Origin of the sequence: Geobacillus thermocatenulatus (assembly GCF_002217655.1) — a bacterium.
Lineage (GTDB): Bacteria > Bacillota > Bacilli > Bacillales > Anoxybacillaceae > Geobacillus > Geobacillus thermocatenulatus.
This window is the reverse complement of the sequence record NZ_NEWK01000002.1, coordinates 618,315-641,707: the sequence shown is the minus strand read 5'-3', so window position 1 is coordinate 641,707 and position 23,393 is coordinate 618,315. Positions and strand designations below refer to the sequence as shown.

Annotated in this window: 19 protein-coding genes and 2 pseudogenes; all 21 read left to right on the top strand. The window is 52.9% G+C overall.

Features of this window, described 5'->3' with window-relative positions; translation table 11 throughout:
- Window positions 1-19: 19 nt before the first annotated feature.
- Window positions 20-1,108 carry a BMP family lipoprotein gene (locus B9L19_RS12045; protein WP_025951130.1) on the top strand — a complete coding sequence of 363 codons (1,089 nt, stop codon included), beginning with the start codon at window positions 20-22 and terminating at the stop codon, window positions 1,106-1,108.
- Between the two features lie 127 nt (window positions 1,109-1,235).
- The gene (locus B9L19_RS12040) at window positions 1,236-2,762 is read left to right on the top strand and encodes an ABC transporter ATP-binding protein (protein WP_047753336.1); all 1,527 of its coding nucleotides are present in this window, start codon (window positions 1,236-1,238) and stop codon (window positions 2,760-2,762) included.
- A complete protein-coding gene (locus tag B9L19_RS12035) occupies window positions 2,762-3,808 on the top strand; it encodes an ABC transporter permease (protein ID WP_025951132.1) in 1,047 nt (348 codons plus the stop codon). Before B9L19_RS12040 ends, B9L19_RS12035 begins: the two co-directional genes overlap by 1 nt.
- A complete protein-coding gene (locus B9L19_RS12030) occupies window positions 3,809-4,768 on the top strand; it encodes an ABC transporter permease (protein ID WP_011230786.1) in 960 nt (319 codons plus the stop codon).
- A 155-nt stretch (window positions 4,769-4,923) separates the two neighbouring features.
- Complete coding sequence (gene yfmF / locus B9L19_RS12025; RefSeq protein ID WP_025951133.1) at window positions 4,924-6,219, top strand: EF-P 5-aminopentanol modification-associated protein YfmF; 1,296 nt, start codon at window positions 4,924-4,926, stop codon at window positions 6,217-6,219.
- A complete protein-coding gene (gene yfmH / locus B9L19_RS12020) occupies window positions 6,200-7,489 on the top strand; it encodes an EF-P 5-aminopentanol modification-associated protein YfmH (protein WP_025951134.1) in 1,290 nt (429 codons plus the stop codon). The genes yfmF and yfmH overlap by 20 nt, the downstream gene beginning before the upstream one ends.
- A 60-nt stretch (window positions 7,490-7,549) precedes the next feature.
- The gene (gene ymfI / locus B9L19_RS12015; protein WP_025951135.1) at window positions 7,550-8,266 is read left to right on the top strand and encodes an elongation factor P 5-aminopentanone reductase; all 717 of its coding nucleotides are present in this window, start codon (window positions 7,550-7,552) and stop codon (window positions 8,264-8,266) included.
- A gap of 62 nt (window positions 8,267-8,328) precedes the next feature.
- Window positions 8,329-8,577, top strand: a complete 249-nt coding sequence (locus tag B9L19_RS12010) for a DUF3243 domain-containing protein (protein ID WP_011230790.1) — start codon at window positions 8,329-8,331, stop codon at window positions 8,575-8,577.
- Between the two features lie 131 nt (window positions 8,578-8,708).
- Window positions 8,709-9,500, top strand: a complete 792-nt coding sequence (locus B9L19_RS12005; protein WP_015374447.1) for a DUF3388 domain-containing protein — start codon at window positions 8,709-8,711, stop codon at window positions 9,498-9,500.
- Between the two features lie 26 nt (window positions 9,501-9,526).
- The gene (locus B9L19_RS12000) at window positions 9,527-10,420 is read left to right on the top strand and encodes a helix-turn-helix domain-containing protein (RefSeq protein WP_025951136.1); all 894 of its coding nucleotides are present in this window, start codon (window positions 9,527-9,529) and stop codon (window positions 10,418-10,420) included.
- A 77-nt stretch (window positions 10,421-10,497) separates the two neighbouring features.
- A complete protein-coding gene (pgsA, locus tag B9L19_RS11995; protein ID WP_305809646.1) occupies window positions 10,498-11,079 on the top strand; it encodes a CDP-diacylglycerol--glycerol-3-phosphate 3-phosphatidyltransferase in 582 nt (193 codons plus the stop codon).
- A gap of 27 nt (window positions 11,080-11,106) precedes the next feature.
- Complete coding sequence (locus B9L19_RS11990; protein ID WP_047753335.1) at window positions 11,107-12,351, top strand: competence/damage-inducible protein A; 1,245 nt, start codon at window positions 11,107-11,109, stop codon at window positions 12,349-12,351.
- 177 nt (window positions 12,352-12,528) lie between these two features.
- Window positions 12,529-12,816, top strand: a pseudogene (locus tag B9L19_RS11985) (recombinase RecA); the annotation flags it as partial.
- Window positions 12,817-13,652: 836 nt separating this feature from the next.
- Complete coding sequence (gene ltrA / locus B9L19_RS11980) at window positions 13,653-15,467, top strand: group II intron reverse transcriptase/maturase (protein ID WP_020278219.1); 1,815 nt, start codon at window positions 13,653-13,655, stop codon at window positions 15,465-15,467.
- A 132-nt stretch (window positions 15,468-15,599) separates the two neighbouring features.
- Window positions 15,600-16,355: pseudogene (gene recA, locus B9L19_RS11975) on the top strand (recombinase RecA); the annotation flags it as partial.
- Window positions 16,356-16,727: 372 nt separating this feature from the next.
- Window positions 16,728-18,284 carry a ribonuclease Y gene (rny, locus tag B9L19_RS11970; RefSeq protein ID WP_011230797.1) on the top strand — a complete coding sequence of 519 codons (1,557 nt, stop codon included), beginning with the start codon at window positions 16,728-16,730 and terminating at the stop codon, window positions 18,282-18,284.
- Between the two features lie 101 nt (window positions 18,285-18,385).
- Window positions 18,386-19,180: a TIGR00282 family metallophosphoesterase gene (locus tag B9L19_RS11965; protein WP_025951141.1), complete on the top strand. Its 795-nt coding sequence runs from the start codon at window positions 18,386-18,388 to the stop codon at window positions 19,178-19,180.
- Window positions 19,181-19,308: 128 nt separating this feature from the next.
- Window positions 19,309-19,569: a stage V sporulation protein SpoVS gene (gene spoVS, locus B9L19_RS11960; RefSeq protein ID WP_003251598.1), complete on the top strand. Its 261-nt coding sequence runs from the start codon at window positions 19,309-19,311 to the stop codon at window positions 19,567-19,569.
- A gap of 92 nt (window positions 19,570-19,661) precedes the next feature.
- Window positions 19,662-20,585 (top strand): dipeptidase, encoded by a 924-nt coding sequence (locus B9L19_RS11955; protein WP_015374450.1) that lies wholly within the window; start codon window positions 19,662-19,664, stop codon window positions 20,583-20,585.
- A gap of 155 nt (window positions 20,586-20,740) precedes the next feature.
- The gene (locus B9L19_RS11950) at window positions 20,741-22,513 is read left to right on the top strand and encodes a 2-oxoacid:acceptor oxidoreductase subunit alpha (protein WP_047753334.1); all 1,773 of its coding nucleotides are present in this window, start codon (window positions 20,741-20,743) and stop codon (window positions 22,511-22,513) included.
- The gene (locus B9L19_RS11945; RefSeq protein WP_025951144.1) at window positions 22,480-23,346 is read left to right on the top strand and encodes a 2-oxoacid:ferredoxin oxidoreductase subunit beta; all 867 of its coding nucleotides are present in this window, start codon (window positions 22,480-22,482) and stop codon (window positions 23,344-23,346) included. The genes B9L19_RS11950 and B9L19_RS11945 overlap by 34 nt, the downstream gene beginning before the upstream one ends.
- The last annotated feature ends 47 nt before the right edge of the window (window positions 23,347-23,393 follow it).

Sequence of the window (23,393 nt, the reverse complement as noted above, 5' to 3'; positions counted from 1 at the left end):
AAGCAGGGGGTAGTGATGGATGAAAAAGCGAATGGGATTGCTTTTGTCCACTTTGTTCGCCGCCAGCACGCTGCTTGCCGCTTGTGGCGGTCAAGGGGGAAATAATGCCGGGGGTGGAAAAGACACGTTCAGCGTCGCCATGGTCACCGACGTCGGCGGCATTGACGACAAATCGTTCAACCAGTCGGCTTGGGAAGGGCTGCAAAAGTTCGGCAAAGACAACGGGCTTGAAAAAGGCCGCGGCGGCTACGACTACTTGCAGTCATCGAGCGACACGGACTATGCCACGAACTTAAACAAGCTTGTGCGTAGCGATTTTGACTTGATTTTCGGCATCGGGTATTTGATGGGCGATGCGGTGAAAGAAGTCGCGAAGCAAAACCCGAAAAAACATTTCGCCATCGTCGACACGGTTGTTGACGAGCCCAATGTCGCCAGCATCACGTTCAAAGAGCATGAAGGCTCATTCCTTGTCGGTGTTGTCGCCGGACTCATGACGAAAACGAATAAAATCGGCTTTGTCGGTGGAATGGAGATTCCGTTGATCGAAAAATTCGAAAGCGGATTCCGCGCCGGCGTGAAAGCGGTCAATCCGAAGGCGACTGTGGAAGTGCAATACGCCGGGGCATTCGACCAAGCGGATAAAGGGAAAGCGATCGCCTCGAGCATGTACGCGTCTGGCATCGACATCATCTACCATGCCGCTGGGGCGACTGGGAACGGCGTCTTCTCGGAAGCGAAAGATTTGAAAAAGAAAGATCCGAACCGCGAAATTTGGGTCATCGGTGTTGACAAAGACCAAGCGCCGGAGGGAGAATTGAAAGTCGGCGGCAAAACGTACAACGTAACGCTCACTTCGATGGTGAAGCGCGTCGACGTCGCTGTCTATGACACGGCGAAACGGGCGAAAGAGGGCGACTTCCCGGGCGGCAAAACGATTGAGTACGGGTTGCCGGAAAATGGGGTTGGCATTGCCCCGACGCAAGACAACATTCCGGAGAACGTGTTAAAAACCGTTGACGAATGGAAGCAAAAAATCATCAAAGGCGAAGTGAAAGTTCCGACAAACCGAAAAGAGTACGAGCAATTCGCTGCGACGATCAAGTGACGAACAACGGCGAAGAAGGCTAGCGCGAGCCGCTAGCCTTCTTCAAAATCATGAAATGAAGGGCGGCTGTTTCGCTGTCGCCTTTCATTTTGTGATTTTGACCTTGCTTGAGTAAGGAGTGAATCGCTTGGAATACGTGATTGAAATGCTCAATATCCGCAAGGTGTTTGGCACGTTTGTCGCCAATGACAACATTACGCTGCAAGTGAAAAAGGGGGAGATACACGCTCTGCTTGGCGAAAACGGGGCCGGCAAATCGACGCTCATGAACGTGCTGTTCGGTTTATACCAGCCGGACGGCGGCGAAATCCGTGTGAAAGGAAATCCGGTGCGCATCACCGACCCGAACGTCGCCAATGATCTTGGCATCGGCATGGTGCATCAGCACTTTATGCTCGTCGATACGTTCACGGTGACGGAAAATATCATCTTAGGCAGCGAACCGACGCGGGTCGGAACGATCGATATGAAGCGGGCGGAGCGGGAAGTGCGCGAATTGTCGGAACGATATGGACTCGCGGTCGATCCGACAGCGAAGATCGCCGACATTTCCGTCGGCATGCAGCAGCGCGTGGAAATTTTAAAGACGCTTTACCGCGGCGCCGATATTTTGATTTTTGACGAACCGACAGCGGTGTTGACGCCGCAGGAAATTCGCGAGCTCATGCAAATTATGCGCACGCTCGTCCGCGAAGGGAAATCGATCATTTTAATTACGCACAAACTCAAAGAAATTATGGAAGTGTGCGACCGCGTCACCGTCATCCGCCGCGGCAAAGGAATTGCGACGCTCAATGTGGCGGAGACGAATCCGAACGAACTGGCGGCGCTCATGGTCGGCCGCGAGGTGCAGTTTACGACCGCTAAGAAACCGGCTGAGCCGGGAAAACCGGTGTTGGAAATTAAAGACTTAGTCGTCAAGGACGCGCGCGGGATCAAAGCGGTCAACGGTTTGAACTTGACGGTGCACGCCGGCGAGATCGTCGGCATTGCTGGAGTCGACGGCAACGGCCAGACCGAGCTCATTGAAGCCATAACCGGCTTGATCAAAGCGGAATCAGGGACCATCCGCCTCAACGGCCGAGACATTACGAATTTGCCGCCGCGCAAAATCATCGAAGCCGGCGTCGGCCATATTCCGCAAGATCGGCATAAACACGGGCTTGTCCTTGACTTTCCGATCGGCGAAAACATGGTGCTGCAAACGTACTATCAGCCGCCGTACTCGAAACGGGGTCTGTTGAATTTTCAAGCCATTTACGAAAAAGCGCGCCAGCTCATCCGCGAATTTGACGTGCGCACGCCGGATGAATATACGAAGGCGCGGGCGCTATCGGGCGGAAACCAGCAAAAAGCGATCATCGGCCGTGAAGTCGACCGCGATCCGGACTTGTTGATCGCCGCCCAGCCGACGAGGGGGCTTGATGTTGGAGCGATCGAATTTATTCATAAGCGGCTCATTGAACAGCGAGACCGCGGGAAAGCGGTGCTGCTCGTCTCGTTTGAGCTTGACGAAGTGATGAACGTCAGCGACCGGATCGCTGTCATTTATGAAGGAAACATCGTCGCCATCGTCGATCCGAAAGAAACAACCGAACAGGAGCTCGGGTTGTTGATGGCCGGAAGCAAACGGAAGGAAGCAGGTGTGTCGTGATGAAGTCGAATCGTCTCCAGCAATTTTTGATACCATTGTTGGCCGTTCTTCTTGGCATGATCGCCGGTTCGATCGTGATGCTTGCCAGCGGCTACAACCCGATCGCTGGGTTTTACGCTCTCGTGTACGGGGCGTTTGGCGATACGTACTATATCGGTGAAACGATCCGCCAGACGACGCCATACATTTTAACGGGCTTGGCGGTGGCGTTTGCCTTTCGCACCGGGTTGTTTAACATCGGGGTTGAAGGGCAGCTGATCGTCGGCTGGCTCGCTGCCGTCTGGGTCGGGGTGTCCTTTGATTTGCCCAAAATCATCCATTTGCCGCTTGCCTTGTTGGCCGCCGCGTTGGCCGGGGCGCTATGGGGCTTGATTCCGGGTGTGCTGAAGGCGTATTTAAAAGTGCACGAAGTCATTATTACGATCATGATGAACTATATTGCTTTGCATGTAACGAACGCCATCATCCGTTCCGTTTTGTCTGATGAGGGATTTAAATCAAAGCCGGTGAAAGAAAGCGCATCGCTTCACTCCGACTTTTTTGATGCCATTACGCATCATTCCACCATGCATTACGGCATTTTCATCGCTGTCGCCGCCGCATTTGTCATGTGGTTTTTGCTTGAGCGGACGACGAAAGGGTTTGAGCTGCGGGCGGTCGGTTTCAATCAGCACGCGTCACAGTACGCGGGCATGAATGTGCGCGCCAACATCATTTTAGCGATGGTCATCTCCGGCGCTTTTGCCGGCGTCGCCGGGGCGATGGAGGGGCTTGGCACATTTGGAAATATCTCGACGAAAGCCGGCTTTACCGGCCTTGGATTTGATGGCATCGCGGTTGCCTTGATCGGAGGAAACAACGCGTTTGGCATTTTGCTCTCCGCCTTGTTGTTTGGCGCCTTAAAAGTCGGGGCGTTGGAAATGCCGTCAAGCGCCGGCGTGCCGACCGAACTCGTCGATATTATTATCGCGCTCATCATTTTCTTTGTTGCATCCAGCTACATGATCCGCTGGCTGCTATCTCGTTGGCAAAAGGGGGCGGAGTAAGTGAGCGTGTATGACGTCTTGCAAACGATTGTCCCGACAACGATTTTCTTTGCGGCTCCTCTCATTTTCACCGCCCTTGGCGGCGTGTTTAGCGAACGGTCCGGCGTCGTCAACATCGGGCTTGAAGGATTGATGACCATCGGCGCGTTTGTCGGCATCGTCTTTAATTTGACGTTTGCCGATCGGTTTGGCGAATGGACGCCGTGGCTTGCCTTATTGGCTGCCATGGTGGTGGGCGCTGTATTTTCCCTGCTGCACGCTGTCGCGTCGGTCACATTTCGCGCCGACCAAGTCGTAAGCGGGGTGGCGATCAACTTTTTGGCGCTTGGTCTGTCGCTGTTTTTAGTGAAGAAAATGTACGGCAAGGGGCAGACGGACCAAATTCAAGTTGGGTTTGACAAAATTGACGTGCCCGTGTTAAGCGACATTCCCGTCATTGGGCCGCTGTTGTTTTCCAACGCGTACGCGCCGTCGTATATCGCCATTGCGCTGGCGTTTGTATCATGGTATGTCATTTACAAAACGCCGTTTGGCCTGCGGCTGCGTGCGGTCGGCGAACATCCGATGGCGGCGGATACGATGGGGATTCATGTCGCCAAAATGCGCTACATCGCCGTCATGATCAGCGGCGCGCTCGGCGGCTTGGGCGGTGCGGTATACGCGACGATCATTTCCCGCGATTTCAGCCATGCGACGATTTCCGGGCACGGATTTATGGCGCTTGCCGCCATGATTTTTGGCAAATGGCATCCGATCGGCGCGATGGGGGCGGCGCTCTTTTTCGGGTTGGCGCAAAGCTTAAGCATCGTCGGGCAAACGATTCCGTTCTTGAAAAACGTCCCGACCGTTTACTTGCTCATCGCCCCGTATGCACTCACGATTTTGGCGCTGGCGGGCTTCATCGGCCGCGCTGAGGCGCCGAAAGCGGCTGGCACGCCATACATCAAAGGAAAACGGTGATGAAAGCGGCTGTCCGAAAAAACGGACGGCCGTTTTTTGCTGAATGGAATGATTTGCATTTTTTCATTGGCAAAAGGTATATTGTTGATAAGACGCTTTACAATAAATGAAAGATAGTGCATATCTGCAAAGAGAAAAAGTAAGGAGGAGTTGGATTGGTCGACGAAAAAGTCACAGCGGTCGGACCGGTTCGCGTCCATACGATTTCAACCGATAAGTACAAAACGAACACGATCGTTTGGAAAATGAAGGCCCCTCTTGCTAAAGAGACGGTCACGCTGCGCGCGCTTTTGCCATACGTCTTGCAAAGCGGCACGGCCGACTATCCGAGCGTTAAGGCGCTGCGCACCTATTTGGATGAACTGTATGGGGCGACGCTGAACGTCGATTTAACGAAAAAAGGCGAACATCATATCATGACGATTCGCATCGATGTCGCCAATGAACGATTTTTGCCGGAGCAAACGCCGCTTCTTGCGAAAGCGTTTCAGTTCTTGGCTGATCTTCTGTTCCGCCCGGCGCTTGATGGCGGCCGGTTTGTCACTGACATTGTTGAGCAGGAAAAGCGGGCGCTCCGTCAACGCATTCAGGCGGTGTATGATGACAAAATGCGCTATGCGAACATGCGCCTTGTCGAAGAAATGTGCAAAGGCGAACCGTACGCCCTCTCTCCAAACGGCGAGCTTGAAGACGTGGACGGCATCACGGCGGAAGGGCTGTATCGCTATTATGAACGAGCGCTGGCCGAGGATGAGCTGGATCTATATGTCATTGGCGACGTGGCTGAAGAGGCGGTGCTCCATGCGGTGAAGCAGCGTTTTTCTCTGCCGGATCGTCCAAAGCGGGAGCGCGCATCGTCGGTTTCTGTCAAGCCGCAAGGGGAAGTTCGCGAAGTCATCGAGCGGCAAGACGTGAAGCAAGGAAAGCTCAACATCGGCTATCGGACAAATGTGACGTATGAAGATGACGATTATTACGCATTGCAAATGTTTAACGGCATTTTTGGCGGTTTTTCCCATTCGAAGCTGTTCATCAACGTCCGCGAGAAGGCAAGCCTTGCCTATTATGCCGCCTCAAGGCTTGAGAGCCATAAAGGGCTTTTGATGGTCATGTCCGGCATTGAACCGGCCAACTATGAGAAGGCGCGCCGCATCATCGATGAGCAAATGCAGGCGATGAAAAACGGCGATTTCACAGATGAAGAAATGGCGCAGACGAAAGCGGTCATCCGCAACCAGCTGCTTGAGACGCTCGATACGCCGCGCGGGCTTGTGGAGGTGTTGTACCATAACGTCGTCTCAACGCGAAAGCGCCCGATCGATGAATGGATGGCCGGCACCGATCAAGTGACGCGCGAGGATGTGGTGCGCGTCGCTGACAAGGTGGAGCTTGATACGGTGTACTTTTTGACCGGAATGGAGGCGACGAAAGATGGAAAAACGGGTGTATGAGACGCTGCACGAAGAGCTGTTTTATGAAAAAATGGACAACGGCCTTGACGTGTACATTTTGCCGAAAAAAGGATTTAACAAAACGTATGCGACATTCACCACGAACTACGGTTCGGTCGACAACCAGTTCGTCCCGCTCGGTAAAACGGAGATGAAGCGCGTTCCGGACGGCATCGCCCACTTTTTGGAGCATAAGCTGTTTGAAAAAGAAGACGGCGACGTGTTTCAGCAGTTCAGCAAACAAGGCGCCTCAGCGAACGCCTTTACGACCTTCACTCGCACCGCCTATTTGTTCTCGAGCACCGACAACGTCGAGAAAAACTTGGAAACGCTGATCGATTTTGTGCAAACGCCGTATTTTTCCGACAAAACGGTGGAAAAAGAAAAAGGCATTATCGGGCAAGAAATCCGCATGTATGACGACAACCCGGACTGGCGCGTCTATTTTGGCGCCATCGAAAGCATGTATCACAACCATCCGGTCAAAATTGACATTGCGGGCACAGTCGAATCCATCGCCCAAATTACGAAAGAACTGTTGTACGAATGCTATGAAACGTTCTACCACCCGAGCAACATGCTTTTGTTTGTCGTCGGCCCGGTTGATGAACAAAAAATGATGCAGCAAATCCGCGACAACCAGGCGAAAAAGTCGTTCCCGCAAGCCCCGGAAGTGAAGCGGTTTGCATATGAAGAACCGAGCGTAGTAGCGGAAAAGAAAAAAGTGATTCCGATGCATGTGCAGACGAACAAATGCTTTGTCGGCATCAAGGCGCCGTCCGTTCCTGAAGCCGGCGAACAAAAACTTCGGCATGAGCTTGCCTTCCACGTCGCATTGGACTATTTGTTTGGAAAAAGCTCGCCGCATTATGAACGGCTGTACCGCGAAGGATTGATCGATGATACATTTATGTACGATTATACAGAAGAGCGCGGGTTCGGCTTCGCGTTGATCGGCGGCGATACAAGGGACGCTGAACGGCTCGCTTCGGAAATTCAAACGGTGCTGCTGTCGTTTTCATCGGAAGCAGTCAAAAAGGAAGAGTTTGAACGGGTGAAAAAGAAAAAAATCGGCGCCTTTTTGCGCGCGCTCAACTCGCCGGAATACATCGCCAACCAGTTTACGCGCTACGCGTTTTACGGATCCAACTTGTTTGACATTTTGCCGGCGCTTTCATCCCTTGCCATGGACGATATCGCGGCGGTTGCCTCTTCTTGCTTCCGCGATTCGCAAATCGCGGTTTGCGAAGTCGTTCCAAAAGGGCAATAAGAATAAGGCATCCTTCCAGAGAAGGATGCTTTTTTGCGGCAAAAAGGAGAGGATGGTTTTATGCGCTACGCTTTGATTACGGGAGCCTCTGGAGGCATCGGACAAAGCATCGCCCGTGTGCTCGCTCGGGAGGGGTACGGACTTTTTCTCCATTACTATCGGCGACGGGCGCCTGTTGAAGCGCTGAAAGAAGAGCTTAACGATGTGCATATTGTGCCAATTGAGGCTGATTTGTCGGCACCGGATGGGGTGGAAAAGCTCGTTTCGCCAATCGATCGCCCGGTTGATGCCATCGTTTACAACAGCGGTGCAAGCTATTACGGATTGTTGACCGACATGAACGATGAATTAATCGAGCGGATGGTGCGGCTTCACATGACAAGCCCGGCGTTGCTCATCAAAAGGCTGATCCCATCAATGGTGGCGAGAAAGCGCGGTCATATTGTGTTCATTTCCTCGATTTGGGGATTGTGCGGCGCTTCGTGCGAGGCGGTGTACTCGATGACAAAGGGAGGGCAGAACGCGTTTGCCAAGGCGCTCGCCAAGGAGCTTGCCCCAAGCGGCATTCGCGTCAACGCTGTTGCACCGGGGGCGATTGATACCGATATGCTGCGGGTGTTTCGTCCTGAGGAGCTGGAAGCGCTCACTGACGAAATTCCAGCCGGCCGGCTCGGCACCCCGGATGAGGTGGCGGAAACGGTGGCGTTTTTGCTGTCTGATGCCGCTTCGTATATTACCGGCCAAGTCATTTCCGTCAACGGCGGCTGGTATTGTTGAACGTATATTTTCCGGTTCGGCAGGCAAACTATCCTTGAAACATTCAACAAGGAGGGATTGACATGTCGGTACTGGATAACTTTGAACAATGGAAAGACTTTTTGGCGGAACGTTTAGAACAAGCGCAACAGCAAGGATTGACCCAGCAAGTGATCACAGATGTCGCTTACCAAATCGGGGATTATTTGGCGAAACACGTCGACCCGAAAAACCCGGAAGAACGGGTGCTCGCTGATCTTTGGAGCGTCGCGGATGAAAAAGAGCAGCACGCCCTTGCCAACATGATGGTCAAGCTGGTCCAACAAAAATAATCACCCGGTAAAAGAGAGGGGCCTCCCTCTCTTTTTTCGTCCTCCTTTTCGGTTGCTTTTCCATTTATAATTATAGTAGTATGAACTTAGCATAAGGCGTTCGTGCGGACACCGGCAAGGGAGGAGACGGGATGGGCAAGCAGGAATGGTACTTGGAATATGAAATTCATGTCAACCGCCCGGGGTTGCTTGGCGACGTTGCTTCGCTACTCGGTATGTTGTCCATTAACATCGTGACGATCAACGGTGTCCGGGATTCGCGCCGCGGCATGTTGCTTTTGTGCGACAATAACGAGCAAATTGAACGGTTGGCGACGATCTTGCGGACGATGGACAACATTACGGTGACGAAGCTGCGCCAGCCGAAGCTGCTCGACCGCCTCGCTGTCCGCCACGGCCGTTATATCCAGCGCGATGCCGATGACAAAAAAACGTTCCGCTTCGTCCGTGATGAACTTGGACTGCTTGTCGATTTTATGGCGGAACTTTTTAAAGAAAAAGGGCATAAGCTAATCGGCATCCGCGGGATGCCGCGCGTCGGCAAGACAGAGTCGATCGTCGCCGCCAGCGTGTGCGCCAACAAACGATGGCTGTTTGTTTCATCGACGCTGATTAAACAGACGGTTCGCACGCAGTTGATGGAAGATGAGTATAGCGAGGACAACATTTTCATTATCGACGGCATCGTCTCAACGCGCCGCGGGAACGAGCAGCACTGGCAGCTCATCCGTGAGCTCATGCGCCTTGAGGCGACGAAAGTCGTGGAGCATCCGGACATGTTTGTTCGCCATACGGAATACACGCTCGATGATTTTGATTATATGATTGAGTTGCGCCATGAACCGGACGAAGATATTTCCTACGAAGCGATTGACCGCCCGTCCTTGTTGGGCGATGACGGGTTTTCCGAATTTGGGTTTTAATTTAAAAAAGTGGAAGGTGTTGGCCGTTGACGGAACTAGGAAAACGTTTGCGGGAAGCACGGGAAGAAAAAAAGATGAGTTTGGACGAGCTGCAGGAGATGACGAAAATTCAAAAGCGGTATTTGATCGGCATCGAAGAAGGCAACTATGCCATCATGCCTGGAAATTTTTATGTGCGTGCCTTCATCCGGCAATATGCTGAAGCGGTCGGGCTTGATCCGGATGAGCTGTTTGAACAGTATAAACAGGACATTCCCCAGTCTTATCAAGATGACATTCCGCAGACGCTGTCGCGCGTGAAGACGCGCCAGCAACTGTCTGCCGAGGGGGCGAAATGGCTCGATTGGCTGCCGAAAGTGATTGTCGCGGCGGTCGTCATCGGGGCGGCTGTCCTCGTTTGGGTGCTGCTCCAGCACGGCTCCGCAAATGAGCCGCCGACAAAGACAAGCCCAAAAACAGCGGAGGTCGAAAAGCCGAAACATTCGCCGCTTGAGCAAGCGAAACAAAAGCAGCCGGCGAAGGAAACGGACGAGAAGGCAACGAAGGAAAACGGGCAGCAAAATGAACAGCCAGCGCCGACTGGCGAAGAAGAACAGCCGGCTGCGGCGATGAATGTGACGGAAAAGCGCGGCAACACGGCGACGATTGAAGTCGAAAGCTCCGGCGCGTTTTCCATCGAGCTTTCATCCAAAGGAACGTCATGGGTTGAAGTATACAATACGAAAGGCCATACGTTTTACCGCGGAAACTTGACAAGCGGGCAGACGAAAACGTTCGATCTGTCGGCCGAAAGCGAAGTATGGGTGAAAATCGGGCGTACGCTGGACGTCGACATGAAGGTAAACGGCCAGCCGTTTGCCTATCCGTTTGCCCCGAAAGAGGAAGTATACCAAAAGCTGCATTTCGTGTTGAAGAAATGATGGAACAGGGCGCTTTTCCGCAGGAAGGCGCCTGCTTTTCGCACGGACTGAACGATGTTGAATGAGCGGAGGTATTTGTGGTGAACTTGCCGAATAAAATTACGGTAGCGCGCATTATGCTCATCCCGTTTTTCTTGATCGTGATGCTCGTTCCGTTCGGGTGGGGAAGCATCCAAATCGGCGGGACAGAGCTTCCGGTTGCCCATCTTGCCGGCGCGCTCATTTTCATCATCGCCTCAGCGACGGACTGGATCGATGGCTACTATGCCCGCAAATACGGGTTGGTGACGAATTTAGGAAAATTTTTAGATCCGCTTGCCGATAAATTGCTTGTGTCGGCGGCGCTGATCGTGCTTGTCGAGTTCGGGGCCGTTCCGGCGTGGATGGTGATTGTCATCATCAGCCGCGAGTTTGCCGTCACCGGCTTGCGGCTCGTGCTTGCCGGCGAAGGGGAAGTCGTCGCTGCCAACATGCTTGGCAAAATCAAGACATGGACGCAAATTGTCGCCATTTCCGCTTTATTGTTACATAACTTCCCATTCTCGCTCATTTCGTTTCCGTTCGCTGAATTGGCGCTGTGGGTGGCGGTCATTTTCACGATTTGGTCTGGCTGGGATTATTTTGCGAAAAATAGACATGCGTTTTCCCATTCGAAATAGCCGGCCACAAAGGGGGAGAAAAGTCTGTTGAACGCGGAGATCATTGCCGTTGGCTCTGAGCTGTTGCTTGGGCAAATCGCCAATACGAACGCCCAGTTTTTGTCGCAGCAGCTGGCGATGCTTGGCATTAACGTCTATTTCCATACCGTCGTCGGCGACAACGCTGGCCGCCTTGAGCAGGCGGTGAAAACGGCGCAAACAAGAGCGAACCTCATCATTTTCACCGGCGGCCTCGGCCCGACGAAAGACGATTTAACGAAAGAGACGATCGCCCGTTTGCTTGGCCGCCGGCTCGTGATCGACGAGGAAGCGCTCCGAGCGATTGAGGTGTATTTTGCCCGCACAAACCGGCCGATGACAGAAAACAATAAAAAGCAGGCGCTCGTCTTGGAAGGATCGACGGTGCTGAAAAACGAGCACGGCATGGCGCCAGGGATGGCGCTTGTGGCAGACGGCATTACGTACATGCTGCTGCCCGGGCCGCCGAAAGAAATGCGGCCGATGTTCAAAAAATACGGAAACGCCTTTTTGCGCCGTACGTTTTCGCTTTCCGAGCGCATCGAGTCGCGCGTGCTCCGCTTTTTTGGCATCGGTGAATCAGCGCTCGAGACGGCGATTGCGGATTTGATCGACGCCCAGTCGAATCCGACGATCGCGCCGCTGGCCGGCGACGGTGAAGTGACGCTTCGTCTGACAGCGAAGCATCAGGATGAGGCGGAGGCGAAGCGGCTTCTTGACGAAGTGGAAGCGGCCATTTTGGCGCGCGTCGGCCGCCACTGCTACGGATATAACGATGAAACGTTGTTTACAAAGACGCTCGAGCGGTTAAAAGAAAGAGGATGGACGATCGCGTCGGCTGAAAGTTTGACCGGCGGCTTTTTCCTCGAACAGCTCACCGCCATCCCCGGCGCGTCGCAAGTCGTGCAGGGCGGTGTCGTCTGCTACACAAACGGCGTCAAAGAACAGGTGCTTGGCATACCGCGCTCGCTGCTTGAGGCAGAAGGGGCGGTGAGCGAGCCGTGCGCCCGTTTGCTTGCTGAAAACGTCCGCGCGATGTGCGATGCGGATATCGGCATCAGCTTCACCGGCGTGGCCGGACCCGATCCGCTTGAGGGCCACCCGCCCGGCACCGTGTATATCGGCATCGCCGTCCGCGGGCGCGATGCGGCTGTCCACCGTCTGACGCTTTCCGGCACGCGTGATGCCATTCGCATCCGCACCGCCAAATACGGCTGTTTTTTTCTGCTTGAGATGCTCGCGGCCGACGGCTGATCGGCCGCCCCTTTCCTTCTCCATTCCCCACCGCACATCATTTTGTCCACCGCATCAGTATGGCGATTGTTGCTAGTTTCTCCACCGAAAAAACGAATGGACGTTCGTTTTTTGCTTGGCAATGGCCGCAAAACGCGGTATAGTATAAGTAGTCCTAGAATAAGGAGGAGTAGGTTAGTGAACCAAGATCGTCAAGCTGCATTGGAGCAGGCATTAAAACAAATTGAACGACAGTTTGGCAAGGGGGCCATCATGAAGCTCGGCGAGCAAGTCGACCGCAAAGTGTCGGTCGTGCCGAGCGGTTCGCTGGCGCTCGACATCGCGTTAGGCGTCGGCGGCTATCCGCGCGGGCGGATTGTGGAAATTTACGGCCCGGAATCGTCCGGGAAAACGACCGTTGCCCTTCACGCGATCGCGGAAGTGCAAAAGCGGGGCGGGCAAGCAGCTTTCATCGACGCAGAGCACGGTGCGACCTGTTGCTGACTGAAGTATGGCGGAAACGCCGTGCGAAAAGTCAGCGGGACTGAGCATGAGTAGGTCCTAACTGCATCACCGAGAGCTCGGTGAAAATCCGAGACGGGAATGAAGGTTGGCATTCCCGCCCTAATACCCCGACGTGCGGTCATGGTGCGCAACATGGCTGTACGAAGCTCGGAGAGGACGGCGAAAAGCAGACCTGAGAAGCGGTTAGCGAAGTAGCCGGGGGTCCATAAAGCTCCTATGGCTAGAGAACGCATAGCGTTGGAACGAACCACCGGAAGTACGGCTCGTAAGGCGTGGGGCGCCGAAAAAAGAAGGCGCTCACCTCCTAAGTGAGGTTCAGCCCTGGATGAGGTATTCGTGTTTGCCGAGTCTGGATTGATCCCGTAGAGGATCTTTGCCTTGAGCCCTCCAACCATGGGCAGAAAGGCGGCTGACGGGTCAGAGGTGGAGCCTAAGGGAGCATGCAAGGATAGGTGATGCGGTACAGGTGAACCACCCCAGCGGATGCCAAGGGATGCGCATCCCGATGCCGCTAAGCAGGAGGAAATGACTGCTGAAGGGGTGGGGCAGCAGCCCGTAGTAGTGATGAAGCAGGGTAACTCCTGCGGAGCGAAGGGGCATAGTCGAGTACCCTAGGTTACTAACCCAGACAATGATTAGGAAGCCGTGAGGAAATCCGTAAGGGTTTCGGTGAGCAAAACTGACTAAAAACGTGTATGGTACAAATCCGCTAGAAAGGATTTGATACTATCAACCAAACGTTTCAAGAACTAATCATTCCTAGGTCGGAGCAGGAATTCCGCGACCTACAAGACAAGGTGTACGCCATTACAAAGGAATGTCTGGAAAAAGGTGATGTTCCAAGATTTAAGGGATTGGTCGAAATAGCAAGCAGCGATGTCGTGATCGTATCCGCCATTCACAAAATCAAATCAAACCAAGGAAATAGTACAGCGGGTACAGATGGGAAAACCATCAGCGACATACTAACGCTGAACTATGACGAAGCGATAAACTTCGTTAAAAGATGCTTTAAGAAATATACACCTAACCCGATCAGAAGGGTCCATATCCCAAAACCCGGGAAAAAGGAAAAGAGACCTTTAGGCATTCTGACGATCGCAGACCGAATAATCCAAGAATGTGTGAGGATGGTCATTGAACCAATTCTTGAAGCACAATTTTTTCAACACTCATATGGGTTCAGACCCTACCGAGACGCAAAACAAGCCATCGAAAGATGTGTATTTATATGTAACCGAATAGGGTACAATTGGGTGATAGAGGGAGATATAAAAGGTTTCTTCGATAACGTGAACCACACTATCCTGATCAAGCAGCTTTGGCACATGGGTATACGTGATAGACGAATGCTCATGATTATCAAAGCCATGCTGAAAGCAGGAGTTATAAAAGAAACCAAGATAAATGAAATGGGCACGCCACAAGGTGGAATTATCTCCCCACTATTAGCCAATGTGTATCTTCATAAACTCGACCAATGGATAACAAGAGAATGGGAAGAGAAGAAAATGCGAAATGGTACAACCATTCGCACGGCAAAATACAAGTCCCTCCGAGATCACTCAACAATAACCAAACCAGAGTTCTACGTAAGATACGCAGACGACTGGGTACTGTTCACCAATAGCAGGGGGAATGCCGAAAAATGGAAATATCGAATCAAGAAATATCTAAAAGAAAACCTTAAACTTGAACTATCCGATGACAAAACACTCATAACCAACATTAAGAAGAAACCAATGAAATTCCTAGGTTTCAAAATTAAAATGATACCACACGGTAAAGGTGGAAAATACATCGGATACGCGAGTGCAGACACGGAAAAAATTAAAGGGAAAGTTGAACAGATCAGGAAAGATCTGCGTAAACTAAAATTCGCCACGAATCAAGAATGGCTTATAACGGACATCAACCGAATTAACAGTAAAATTAGAGGTATCATTAATTATTACTCAAGTGCTCCTAGCGTCAACAGAGATGTAAGGCCATTTAAGGAAAAACTTAAATATGCGTCCTACAAAGCACTAAAGAGATATGGAGCGAAATGGATACCTGCTAATCAATGCTACAACTTAGCACCCCTGTACCCAGATAGAACAGAACAAGTGCCTGCAATCAAAATAAATGGAAGATGGCTTGGTATAATGAGTATTGGGTTCGCAACTTGGATTAAAACAAACCAGAAAAATCAGAAGGAAACACCATACACAGCGGAAGGAAGAAGAATTAGGCTTCAAAACACGGGTAAGAAGCCGCTGACCGTAAGAGCACAATGGTTATTAGACAGTGGTTACCTAAACCTAATTCAAGGAGTTAAGTCTAGTAAAATTTACAACTTCGAATTCTTCATGAATCGGTGTTATGCGTTTAACAGAGATAAAGGAAAATGTAAAATATGTGGTGACATTCTGCAGCCATTTAACACTAGAACCCACCATATCAATACGAAACTTCCGCTGAACGAAATTAATAAGGTAAGCAATCTCGTAACGGTCTGCGACAAATGTCATACATTGATCCATTTAAAGGATCTAAGTGATGTCAACCTCAGTCGCTTAAAAACAAACGCAATAAGGAAACTCGAGGAATACAGAAAGTGCGTACACTAGTAAAGTCTAGAGCGGATTAGTAACCGGGGTACTCGATGGAACGCCGTGTGCGGGGAAACTCGCACGCACGGTGTGAAGCGGGGGAAAATAGCCCCTCCGGGTAATGCCGAGGGTGACTATTACCTATCGCTATCGCTCGACCCCATCTATGCACAAAAATTAGGGGTCAATATCGATGAATTGCTGCTTTCCCAGCCTGACACGGGCGAGCAGGCGCTCGAAATCGCGGAAGCGCTCGTGCGAAGCGGCGCGGTCGATATTATCGTCATCGACTCGGTGGCGGCGCTTGTGCCGAAAGCGGAAATTGAAGGGGAGATGGGCGACGCCCATGTCGGCTTGCAAGCGCGGCTTATGTCCCAGGCGCTTCGCAAGCTGTCTGGCGCCATTAACAAATCGAAAACGATCGCCATCTTCATCAACCAAATTCGCGAAAAAGTGGGCGTCATGTTCGGCAATCCCGAGACAACGCCGGGCGGTCGGGCGCTCAAGTTTTACGCTTCTGTCCGTCTAGAGGTGCGCCGCGCTGAGCAAATTAAGCAAGGCAATGATATGGTCGGCAACAAGACGAAAATCAAAGTCGTCAAAAACAAAGTGGCGCCGCCATTTAAAACGGCTGACGTCGACATTATGTACGGCGAAGGCATTTCCCGCGAAGGGGAAATTCTCGACATGGCGTCCGAATTGGACATCGTGCAAAAAAGCGGTTCGTGGTATTCGTACAAAGACGAGCGGCTTGGCCAAGGGCGGGAAAACGCGAAGCAATTTTTGAAGGAAAACCCGCACATCGCTGATGAGATCGCCCGCGCCATCCGCCAGCATTACGGCATCGACGTTGAAGAGGAAACGAGCGAACCGCAGCAAGACGGGTTCGGATTGCTTGAAGAATAACGGCACAAGGCGTCCTGGCAAGCGGCCGGGGCGCCTTTTTCCATCCGTTCGGCCTGCAAGGAGAGCGGTAAGCCTAAAAAAGACGGCGTGCGGAACGGTCTTGTTCCGTTGTCATCCTCTAGGCGCGTGGGTGTAATATCTTGACAATTCCTATTGCCGCCTTTACAATGAACATGTATATTTGTCCATACGCGCGGCAGGGCCATACGCCCGCCCGCTGCGGCGGACCGCCTTCGTGCGGAAGGCTGCGCGGGCGATTGCTATGCCAAGCGACTGAGCTAATGGATTGAAAACGGGAATGTCCATCTGCGCCGGTCATGGCGGTGAGAAGAGAGAGCGAAAGGAAACCGAACAGCAAGAGGAGGTGAAACGATGGGTTCGATCATCATCTCCGCTTTGCTTGCCTTAGTCATTGGTGCCGTTGTTGGCTTTTTTGTTCGCAAATCGATTGCCGAAGCGAAAATCGGCGGGGCGAAAGCCGCTGCCGAACAGCTGATTGAGGAGGCGAAACGCGAGGCGGACGCCTTGAAAAAAGAGGCGCTTCTCGAAGCGAAAGACGAGATTCATAAACTGCGTACGGAGGCGGAGCGTGATATCCGCGACCGGAGAAGCGAGCTCCAAAAACAAGAAAACCGCCTGATGCAAAAGGAGGAAAATCTCGACCGCAAAGATGAAGCGCTCAACAAACGTGAGGCGTTGCTTGAGGCAAAGGAAGAAGCGTTGAACGAAAGACAACAGCATATTGAACAAATGGAAAGCAAAGTGGAAGCGCTCGTCAAACAACAACAAGCCGAACTTGAACGCATTTCCGGCCTGACGCGCGACGATGCCCGCCAGCTCATTTTAGAGCGCGTTGAGAAAGAGCTGTCGCATGAGATTGCGATGATGATCAAAGAGGCGGAAACGCGGGCGAAAGAGGAGGCAGACAAACGGGCAAAGGCGATTTTGTCGCTTGCCATCCAACGTTGCGCCGCCGACCATGTCGCCGAAACGACGGTTTCCGTCGTCAATTTGCCAAACGACGAAATGAAAGGGCGGATCATCGGGCGCGAAGGGCGGAACATCCGCACGCTCGAGACGTTGACCGGCATCGATTTGATCATCGACGATACGCCGGAAGCGGTCATTTTGTCCGGATTTGACCCGATTCGCCGCGAGACGGCGCGCATCGCGCTCGATAAGCTTGTGCAAGATGGCCGTATCCATCCAGCGCGCATTGAGGAAATGGTCGAAAAGGCGCGCCGCGAAGTGGATGAGCATATCCGCGAAGTCGGCGAACAGACGACGTTTGAAGTCGGCGTTCACGGCTTACATCCGGATTTGATCAAAATTTTAGGGCGGCTCAAGTTCCGAACGAGCTACGGACAAAACGTGCTGAAACATTCGGTGGAAGTGGCGTTTTTAGCCGGACTGATGGCGGCCGAGCTAGGGGAGGACGAAATGCTGGCGCGCCGGGCCGGCTTGCTTCATGACATTGGCAAAGCGATCGACCACGAAGTGGAAGGAAGCCATGTGGAAATCGGCGTTGAGCTGGCGACGAAGTATAAAGAACATCCGGTCGTCATCAACAGCATCGCTTCCCACCATGGCGATACGGAACCGACGTCGGTCATCGCTGTGCTCGTCGCGGCGGCCGATGCGCTGTCGGCGGCGCGGCCGGGAGCGCGCAGCGAAACGCTGGAAAACTATATCCGTCGTCTAGAGAAGCTTGAAGAAATCGCCGAATCGTACGAAGGCGTGGAAAAATCGTACGCCATTCAAGCTGGGCGTGAAGTGCGCATTATGGTCAAACCAGATATGATCGACGATTTGGAAGCGCACCGGCTGGCGCGTGACATCCGCAAACGAATCGAAGAAGAGCTCGATTACCCGGGTCATATTAAAGTGACGGTCATCCGCGAAACGCGGGCGGTCGAATACGCGAAATAAAGTGGCTATTGCCACTTTCTTTTTTTGTGCGTAAAATAGGAGGGTATAGCGATGCGGAGATAGATGCAAGGCGATATGTTTCGTTTAGAAAGGGATCAAGGATGAGAATTTTATTTATCGGCGACGTCGTCGGTTTGCCGGGGCAAAAAATGGTGGAGCACTATTTGCCAAAGCTGAAGGAAAAACATCGGCCGGACGTTGTGGTGATCAACGGCGAAAACGCCGCCGGCGGGAAAGGAATCACCGAGCCGATTTATCGGACGCTTCTCTCTTGGGGGGCTCATGTGATCACGTTGGGCAATCACGCATGGGACAAACGCGATATTTTTGAGTTTATCGACCAAGCGAAGGCGCTGATCCGCCCGGCGAATTACCCGCCCGGCACGCCGGGAAAAGGCATCGCCTTTGTGCCGACCGAGCATGGCGAAGCGGCGGTCATCAATTTGCAAGGGCGGGCGTTTTTGCCGGCGATTGACTGCCCATTTCAAAAGGCGGACGAATTGATCGCCGCCGCCTCCGCGCGCACGCCGGTCATCATCATCGATTTCCATGCCGAGGCGACGAGTGAAAAACAGGCGATGGGCTGGTACTTAGACGGCCGCGTATCCGCGGTCATCGGCACGCATACACACGTCCAGACGGCCGATAACCGCATTTTGCCAAGAGGGACGGCGTACATTACCGACGTTGGCATGACCGGTCCATACGACGGCATTTTAGGCGTCGATCGAGAGGCGGTGCTGCGCAAATTTTTAACCGGGCTGCCAGTTCGTTTCGACGTCAAGGAAGGACGAAGCCAATTGAATGCCGTCTTTGTTGATGTCGACGAAAAAAGCGGACGGGCGTTTCGCATTGAACGGTTGATCATTAACGATGACCACCCTTATTTTGAATAGTCCATCTTTTAAAAATTTTTTAAAATGTCCTCCTCCCATGCAGGAATAGTTGTCGAAACAGTGAATATAGTTACAATGAAGACCTTTTACCGAAATCATTTTCCAAGGAAACGAGGGAGGAGCTAGGAATGGAAATATTAAAAGTTTCAGCAAAATCGAATCCGAACTCTGTAGCTGGTGCACTTGCCGGGGTGCTGCGCGAGCGCGGCGCGGCGGAAATTCAAGCTATCGGCGCAGGTGCATTGAACCAAGCCGTTAAAGCAGTAGCGATCGCACGAGGGTTTGTGGCACCGAGCGGCATGGACTTGATTTGCATTCCGGCGTTTACGGATATTATCATCGACGGAGAAGAGCGGACAGCGATCAAATTGATTGTCGAACCTCGTTAACTGGATGATCAGACAATGGCGGCTATAACCTGTTGGCGCCTTCGGCTGCGAAGGCAGGCAGGTTATTTTTGCTTTTTCAAGGGGGGAACGGAATGATCTTCGATGCACATTGCGATGTGTTGATGAAGTTATGGCAAGATCGGTCTCTGTCGTTTTACGACGGAGCTTCGCTTCACGTCACTCTTTCCGGGATGGCGGAAGCAGGGGTGAAAGTGCAATGCTTTGCCATCTACATACCGGAAACGGTGCCGGAGGAAGCCCGGTTCACTGTTGCGCTGGAGATGGTGGATATCTTCTTTACCCATGTGATCGAGGCGTTTCCGTCTGTGAAGTTCGTGCGGACGAGACGGGATATCGCCGCCCTAAAAAAAGAGGAAGTCGGCGCCATGTTGACGCTGGAAGGGTGCGACGCCATCGGCGCCAACCTTGTCAAGCTAAAGACGCTCCTCCGCCTCGGCGTCGCTTCCGTAGGGTTGACATGGAACTTCCCGAACGCTGTTGCTGACGGAGCGTGGGAGAAGCGCGGCGCCGGGCTGACGGCGTTTGGCCGGCAAGTCGTTGCGCTTCTTAATGAAGCAAAACGATGGGTCGATGTGTCCCACTTATCGGAGAAAGCGTTTTGGGATGTCATCGAGATGGCTCGGTTCCCCATCGCTTCCCATTCCAACGTGCATCGTCTATGCCCGCATCCACGCAACTTAACCGACGAGCAGATTAAAGCGTTGATCGAAAAAGACGGCATGATCGGCATTAATTTCGTTCCGTATTTTTTGACGGCGAAGAAAAACGAGGCGATGATCGCTGATGTGCTTCGCCATCTCGACCATATATGCGCGCTCGGGGGGGAAAACAACGTCGGGTTCGGTTCCGACTTCGATGGCATCACGGAGACGGTCGCCGGCCTTGGAACGGTAAGGGAATATGCGCGGCTTGTCAACGAGTTGTACAAGCATTACTCCACCGAGCAAGTATCCCGCTTTTTATTCGGCAACTTCTACGCCCATTTGCCGGAGTGACGAATATCACGGAGTATCGGCTCTGCGTATCCTAGAATAGAAGACAGGGCATAGGCGGCGCCGGCTGAAAAAGGCGTCCAAAATGGTAGTTTCCTTGTCAGAAAAGTGGTACAATAGTAGCGAAAGGCTGGAGTGAATATAAAGGGGTGTAATGCATGATCGAACAGCTGTCATGGAAGGTAGGCGGCCAGCAAGGGGAAGGAATTGAAAGTACAGGGGAAATTTTCTCCACAGCGCTGAACCGCCTCGGATATTACTTATATGGATACCGCCATTTTTCTTCACGCATCAAAGGGGGTCATACGAACAACAAAATTCGCGTCAGCACAAAACCGGTGCGGGCGGTCGCTGATGATTTGGACATCTTGGTGGCGTTCGACCAAGAGACGATCGACTTCAACTTCCACGAGCTGCGTGACGGCGGCATCGTCATTGCGGACGCCAAATTCAATCCGGTGATTCCGGAAGGAAAAGGAGTGGCGCTTTACGCCGTTCCGTTCACCGATATCGCCACACAGCTTGGCAATCCGCTGATGAAAAACATGGTTGCCATCGGCGCGACAAGTGCGGTGCTCGATTTGGACGCCGCCGTGTTCGAAAGTGTTGTCGTTGATACATTTGGGCGCAAAGGGGCGCAAGTCGTTGAGAAAAACATGGAAGCGATTCGCGCTGGAGCGCAATATATGAAAGAGCTGCTCGATGGTTCGAAGAAAACGATGAAACTAGCCAAAGCCGACGGCAAACGGCGGATGTTCATGATTGGCAACGATGCCATCGCCTTGGGCGCCATTGCCGGCGGGGCGCGCTTTATGGCCGCCTATCCGATCACCCCAGCTTCGGAGATTATGGAGTATTTGATTAAAAAGCTGCCTGATTTTGGGGGCGCGGTCATCCAGACAGAAGATGAAATCGCAGCCTGTACGATGGCGATCGGCGCCAACTATGCGGGCGTGCGGGCGTTCACCGCTTCCGCCGGACCCGGGTTGTCGCTTATGGCCGAAGCGATTGGACTGGCCGGGATGACGGAAACACCGCTTGTTGTCGTCGATACGCAGCGGGGCGGCCCAAGCACCGGCTTGCCGACAAAGCAAGAGCAGTCGGATTTGCTCGCGATGATCTATGGCACGCACGGGGAAATTCCCAAAATTGTCATGGCGCCAAGCACGGTCGAAGAAGCGTTTTACGATATGGCGGAAGCGTTCAACTTAGCTGAGGAATACCAATGCCCGGTCATTTTCCTGTCGGATTTGCAGCTGTCGCTCGGCAAGCAGACGGTTGAGCCGCTTGATTACGAGCGGATCGAGATCCGCCGCGGCAAGCTGATGAATGGTGAACTGCCGCCGCTTCCGGACAAAGACAACTTCAAACGGTATGAAATCACGCCGGACGGTGTTTCGCCGCGGGTGCTGCCGGGAATGAAATATGGCATCCACCATGTCACCGGGGTCGAACACGCCGAAACAGGCCGCCCGTCAGAGACGGCGGCAAACCGCCGGGCGCAAATGGAAAAACGGATGCGCAAACTCGAGCACATCCACTTCCCGACGCCGGTGCACAAGCAACTCCGCCACGAAGAACCGGATTTGCTCCTTGTTGGCTTTTTATCGACGCGCGGAGCCATTGAAGAAGCGATGGAGCGGCTCGAGCAAGATGGCGTCAAAGTCAACCATGCGCACATCCGTCTGCTTCATCCGTTCCCGGTTGACGACGTGCGGCCGCTTGTCGAGAAAGCGAAACGAGTCGTCGTCGTCGAGCAAAACGCCACCGGGCAGCTGGCGAACTTGTTGAAAATGAACGTCGGGCACGCTGATAAAATCGCCAGCGTCTTAAAATTCGACGGCAATCCGTTCTTGCCGGGCGACGTCTATACTAAATGCAAGGAGTTGTTAGCGCAATGGCCACCTTTAAAGATTTCCGCAATGATGTGAAACCGAACTGGTGTCCGGGATGCGGCGACTTTTCCGTGCAGGCCGCCATCCAGCGCGCGGCCGCCAATCTCGGGTTGGAGCCGCACGAACTCGCGGTCATTTCCGGGATCGGCTGCTCGGGCCGCATTTCCGGCTACATTCACTCTTACGGCTTTCACGGCACGCACGGCCGTGTTTTGCCGCTGGCGCAAGGAGTGAAAATGGCGAACCGCGATTTGACGGTCATCGCCGCCGGCGGGGATGGCGACGGATTCGCGATCGGCATGGGGCACACGGTTCATGCCATTCGCCGCAACATCGACATCACATACATCGTCATGGACAACCAAATTTACGGGTTGACGAAAGGACAAACATCGCCGCGCAGTGCTGCCGGCTTCCAAACAAAAAGCACGCCGCACGGGTCGATCGAGCCGGCTTTATCGCCGCTCGAAATCGCGTTAAGCGCCGGAGCGACGTTTGTCGCGCAAGGTTTCTCAAGCGATTTAAAAGAATTGACGAGCTTGATTGAGGAAGGCGTCAAGCATACAGGATTTGCGCTCATCAACGTCTTCAGCCCGTGCGTGACGTACAACAAAGTGAATACGTACGAGTGGTTCAAAGAGCGGCTCATCAAGGTGAGCGACATCGAAGGATACGACCCGTCCGACCGGGAGATGGCGATGCAGACGGTCATGAAATACGATGGTCTCGTCACCGGGATCATTTATCAAAACAAAGAACAAAAGTCGTACCAAGAGCTTGTGCCAGGCTACAGCGAGGCGCCGCTTGCCGAGGCGGAGCTGAAAATGAGCAAAGAAAAGTTCGCCGAACTCGTAGCAGAGTTTATGTAAAAATGGAAACCATTTGCACCCGATGGAGGCTTGCCTCATTGGGTGTT

What these genes read in the sequence shown, in the direction of transcription:
- B9L19_RS12035 (WP_025951132.1), top strand. Translation starts at nt 2,762, where the DNA reads ATGAAGTCGAATCGTCTCCAGCAATTTTTGATACCATTGTTGGCCGTT.
- B9L19_RS12010 (WP_011230790.1), top strand. Translation starts at nt 8,329, where the DNA reads ATGTCGGTACTGGATAACTTTGAACAATGGAAAGACTTTTTGGCGGAA.
- B9L19_RS12045 (WP_025951130.1), top strand. Translation starts at nt 20, where the DNA reads ATGAAAAAGCGAATGGGATTGCTTTTGTCCACTTTGTTCGCCGCCAGC.
- B9L19_RS11965 (WP_025951141.1), top strand. Translation starts at nt 18,386, where the DNA reads ATGAGAATTTTATTTATCGGCGACGTCGTCGGTTTGCCGGGGCAAAAA.
- B9L19_RS11945 (WP_025951144.1), top strand. Translation starts at nt 22,480, where the DNA reads ATGGCCACCTTTAAAGATTTCCGCAATGATGTGAAACCGAACTGGTGT.
- B9L19_RS11955 (WP_015374450.1), top strand. Translation starts at nt 19,662, where the DNA reads ATGATCTTCGATGCACATTGCGATGTGTTGATGAAGTTATGGCAAGAT.
- yfmH (WP_025951134.1), top strand. Translation starts at nt 6,200, where the DNA reads ATGGAAAAACGGGTGTATGAGACGCTGCACGAAGAGCTGTTTTATGAA.
- spoVS (WP_003251598.1), top strand. Translation starts at nt 19,309, where the DNA reads ATGGAAATATTAAAAGTTTCAGCAAAATCGAATCCGAACTCTGTAGCT.
- B9L19_RS11950 (WP_047753334.1), top strand. Translation starts at nt 20,741, where the DNA reads ATGATCGAACAGCTGTCATGGAAGGTAGGCGGCCAGCAAGGGGAAGGA.
- rny (WP_011230797.1), top strand. Translation starts at nt 16,728, where the DNA reads ATGGGTTCGATCATCATCTCCGCTTTGCTTGCCTTAGTCATTGGTGCC.
- ymfI (WP_025951135.1), top strand. Translation starts at nt 7,550, where the DNA reads ATGCGCTACGCTTTGATTACGGGAGCCTCTGGAGGCATCGGACAAAGC.
- B9L19_RS12005 (WP_015374447.1), top strand. Translation starts at nt 8,709, where the DNA reads ATGGGCAAGCAGGAATGGTACTTGGAATATGAAATTCATGTCAACCGC.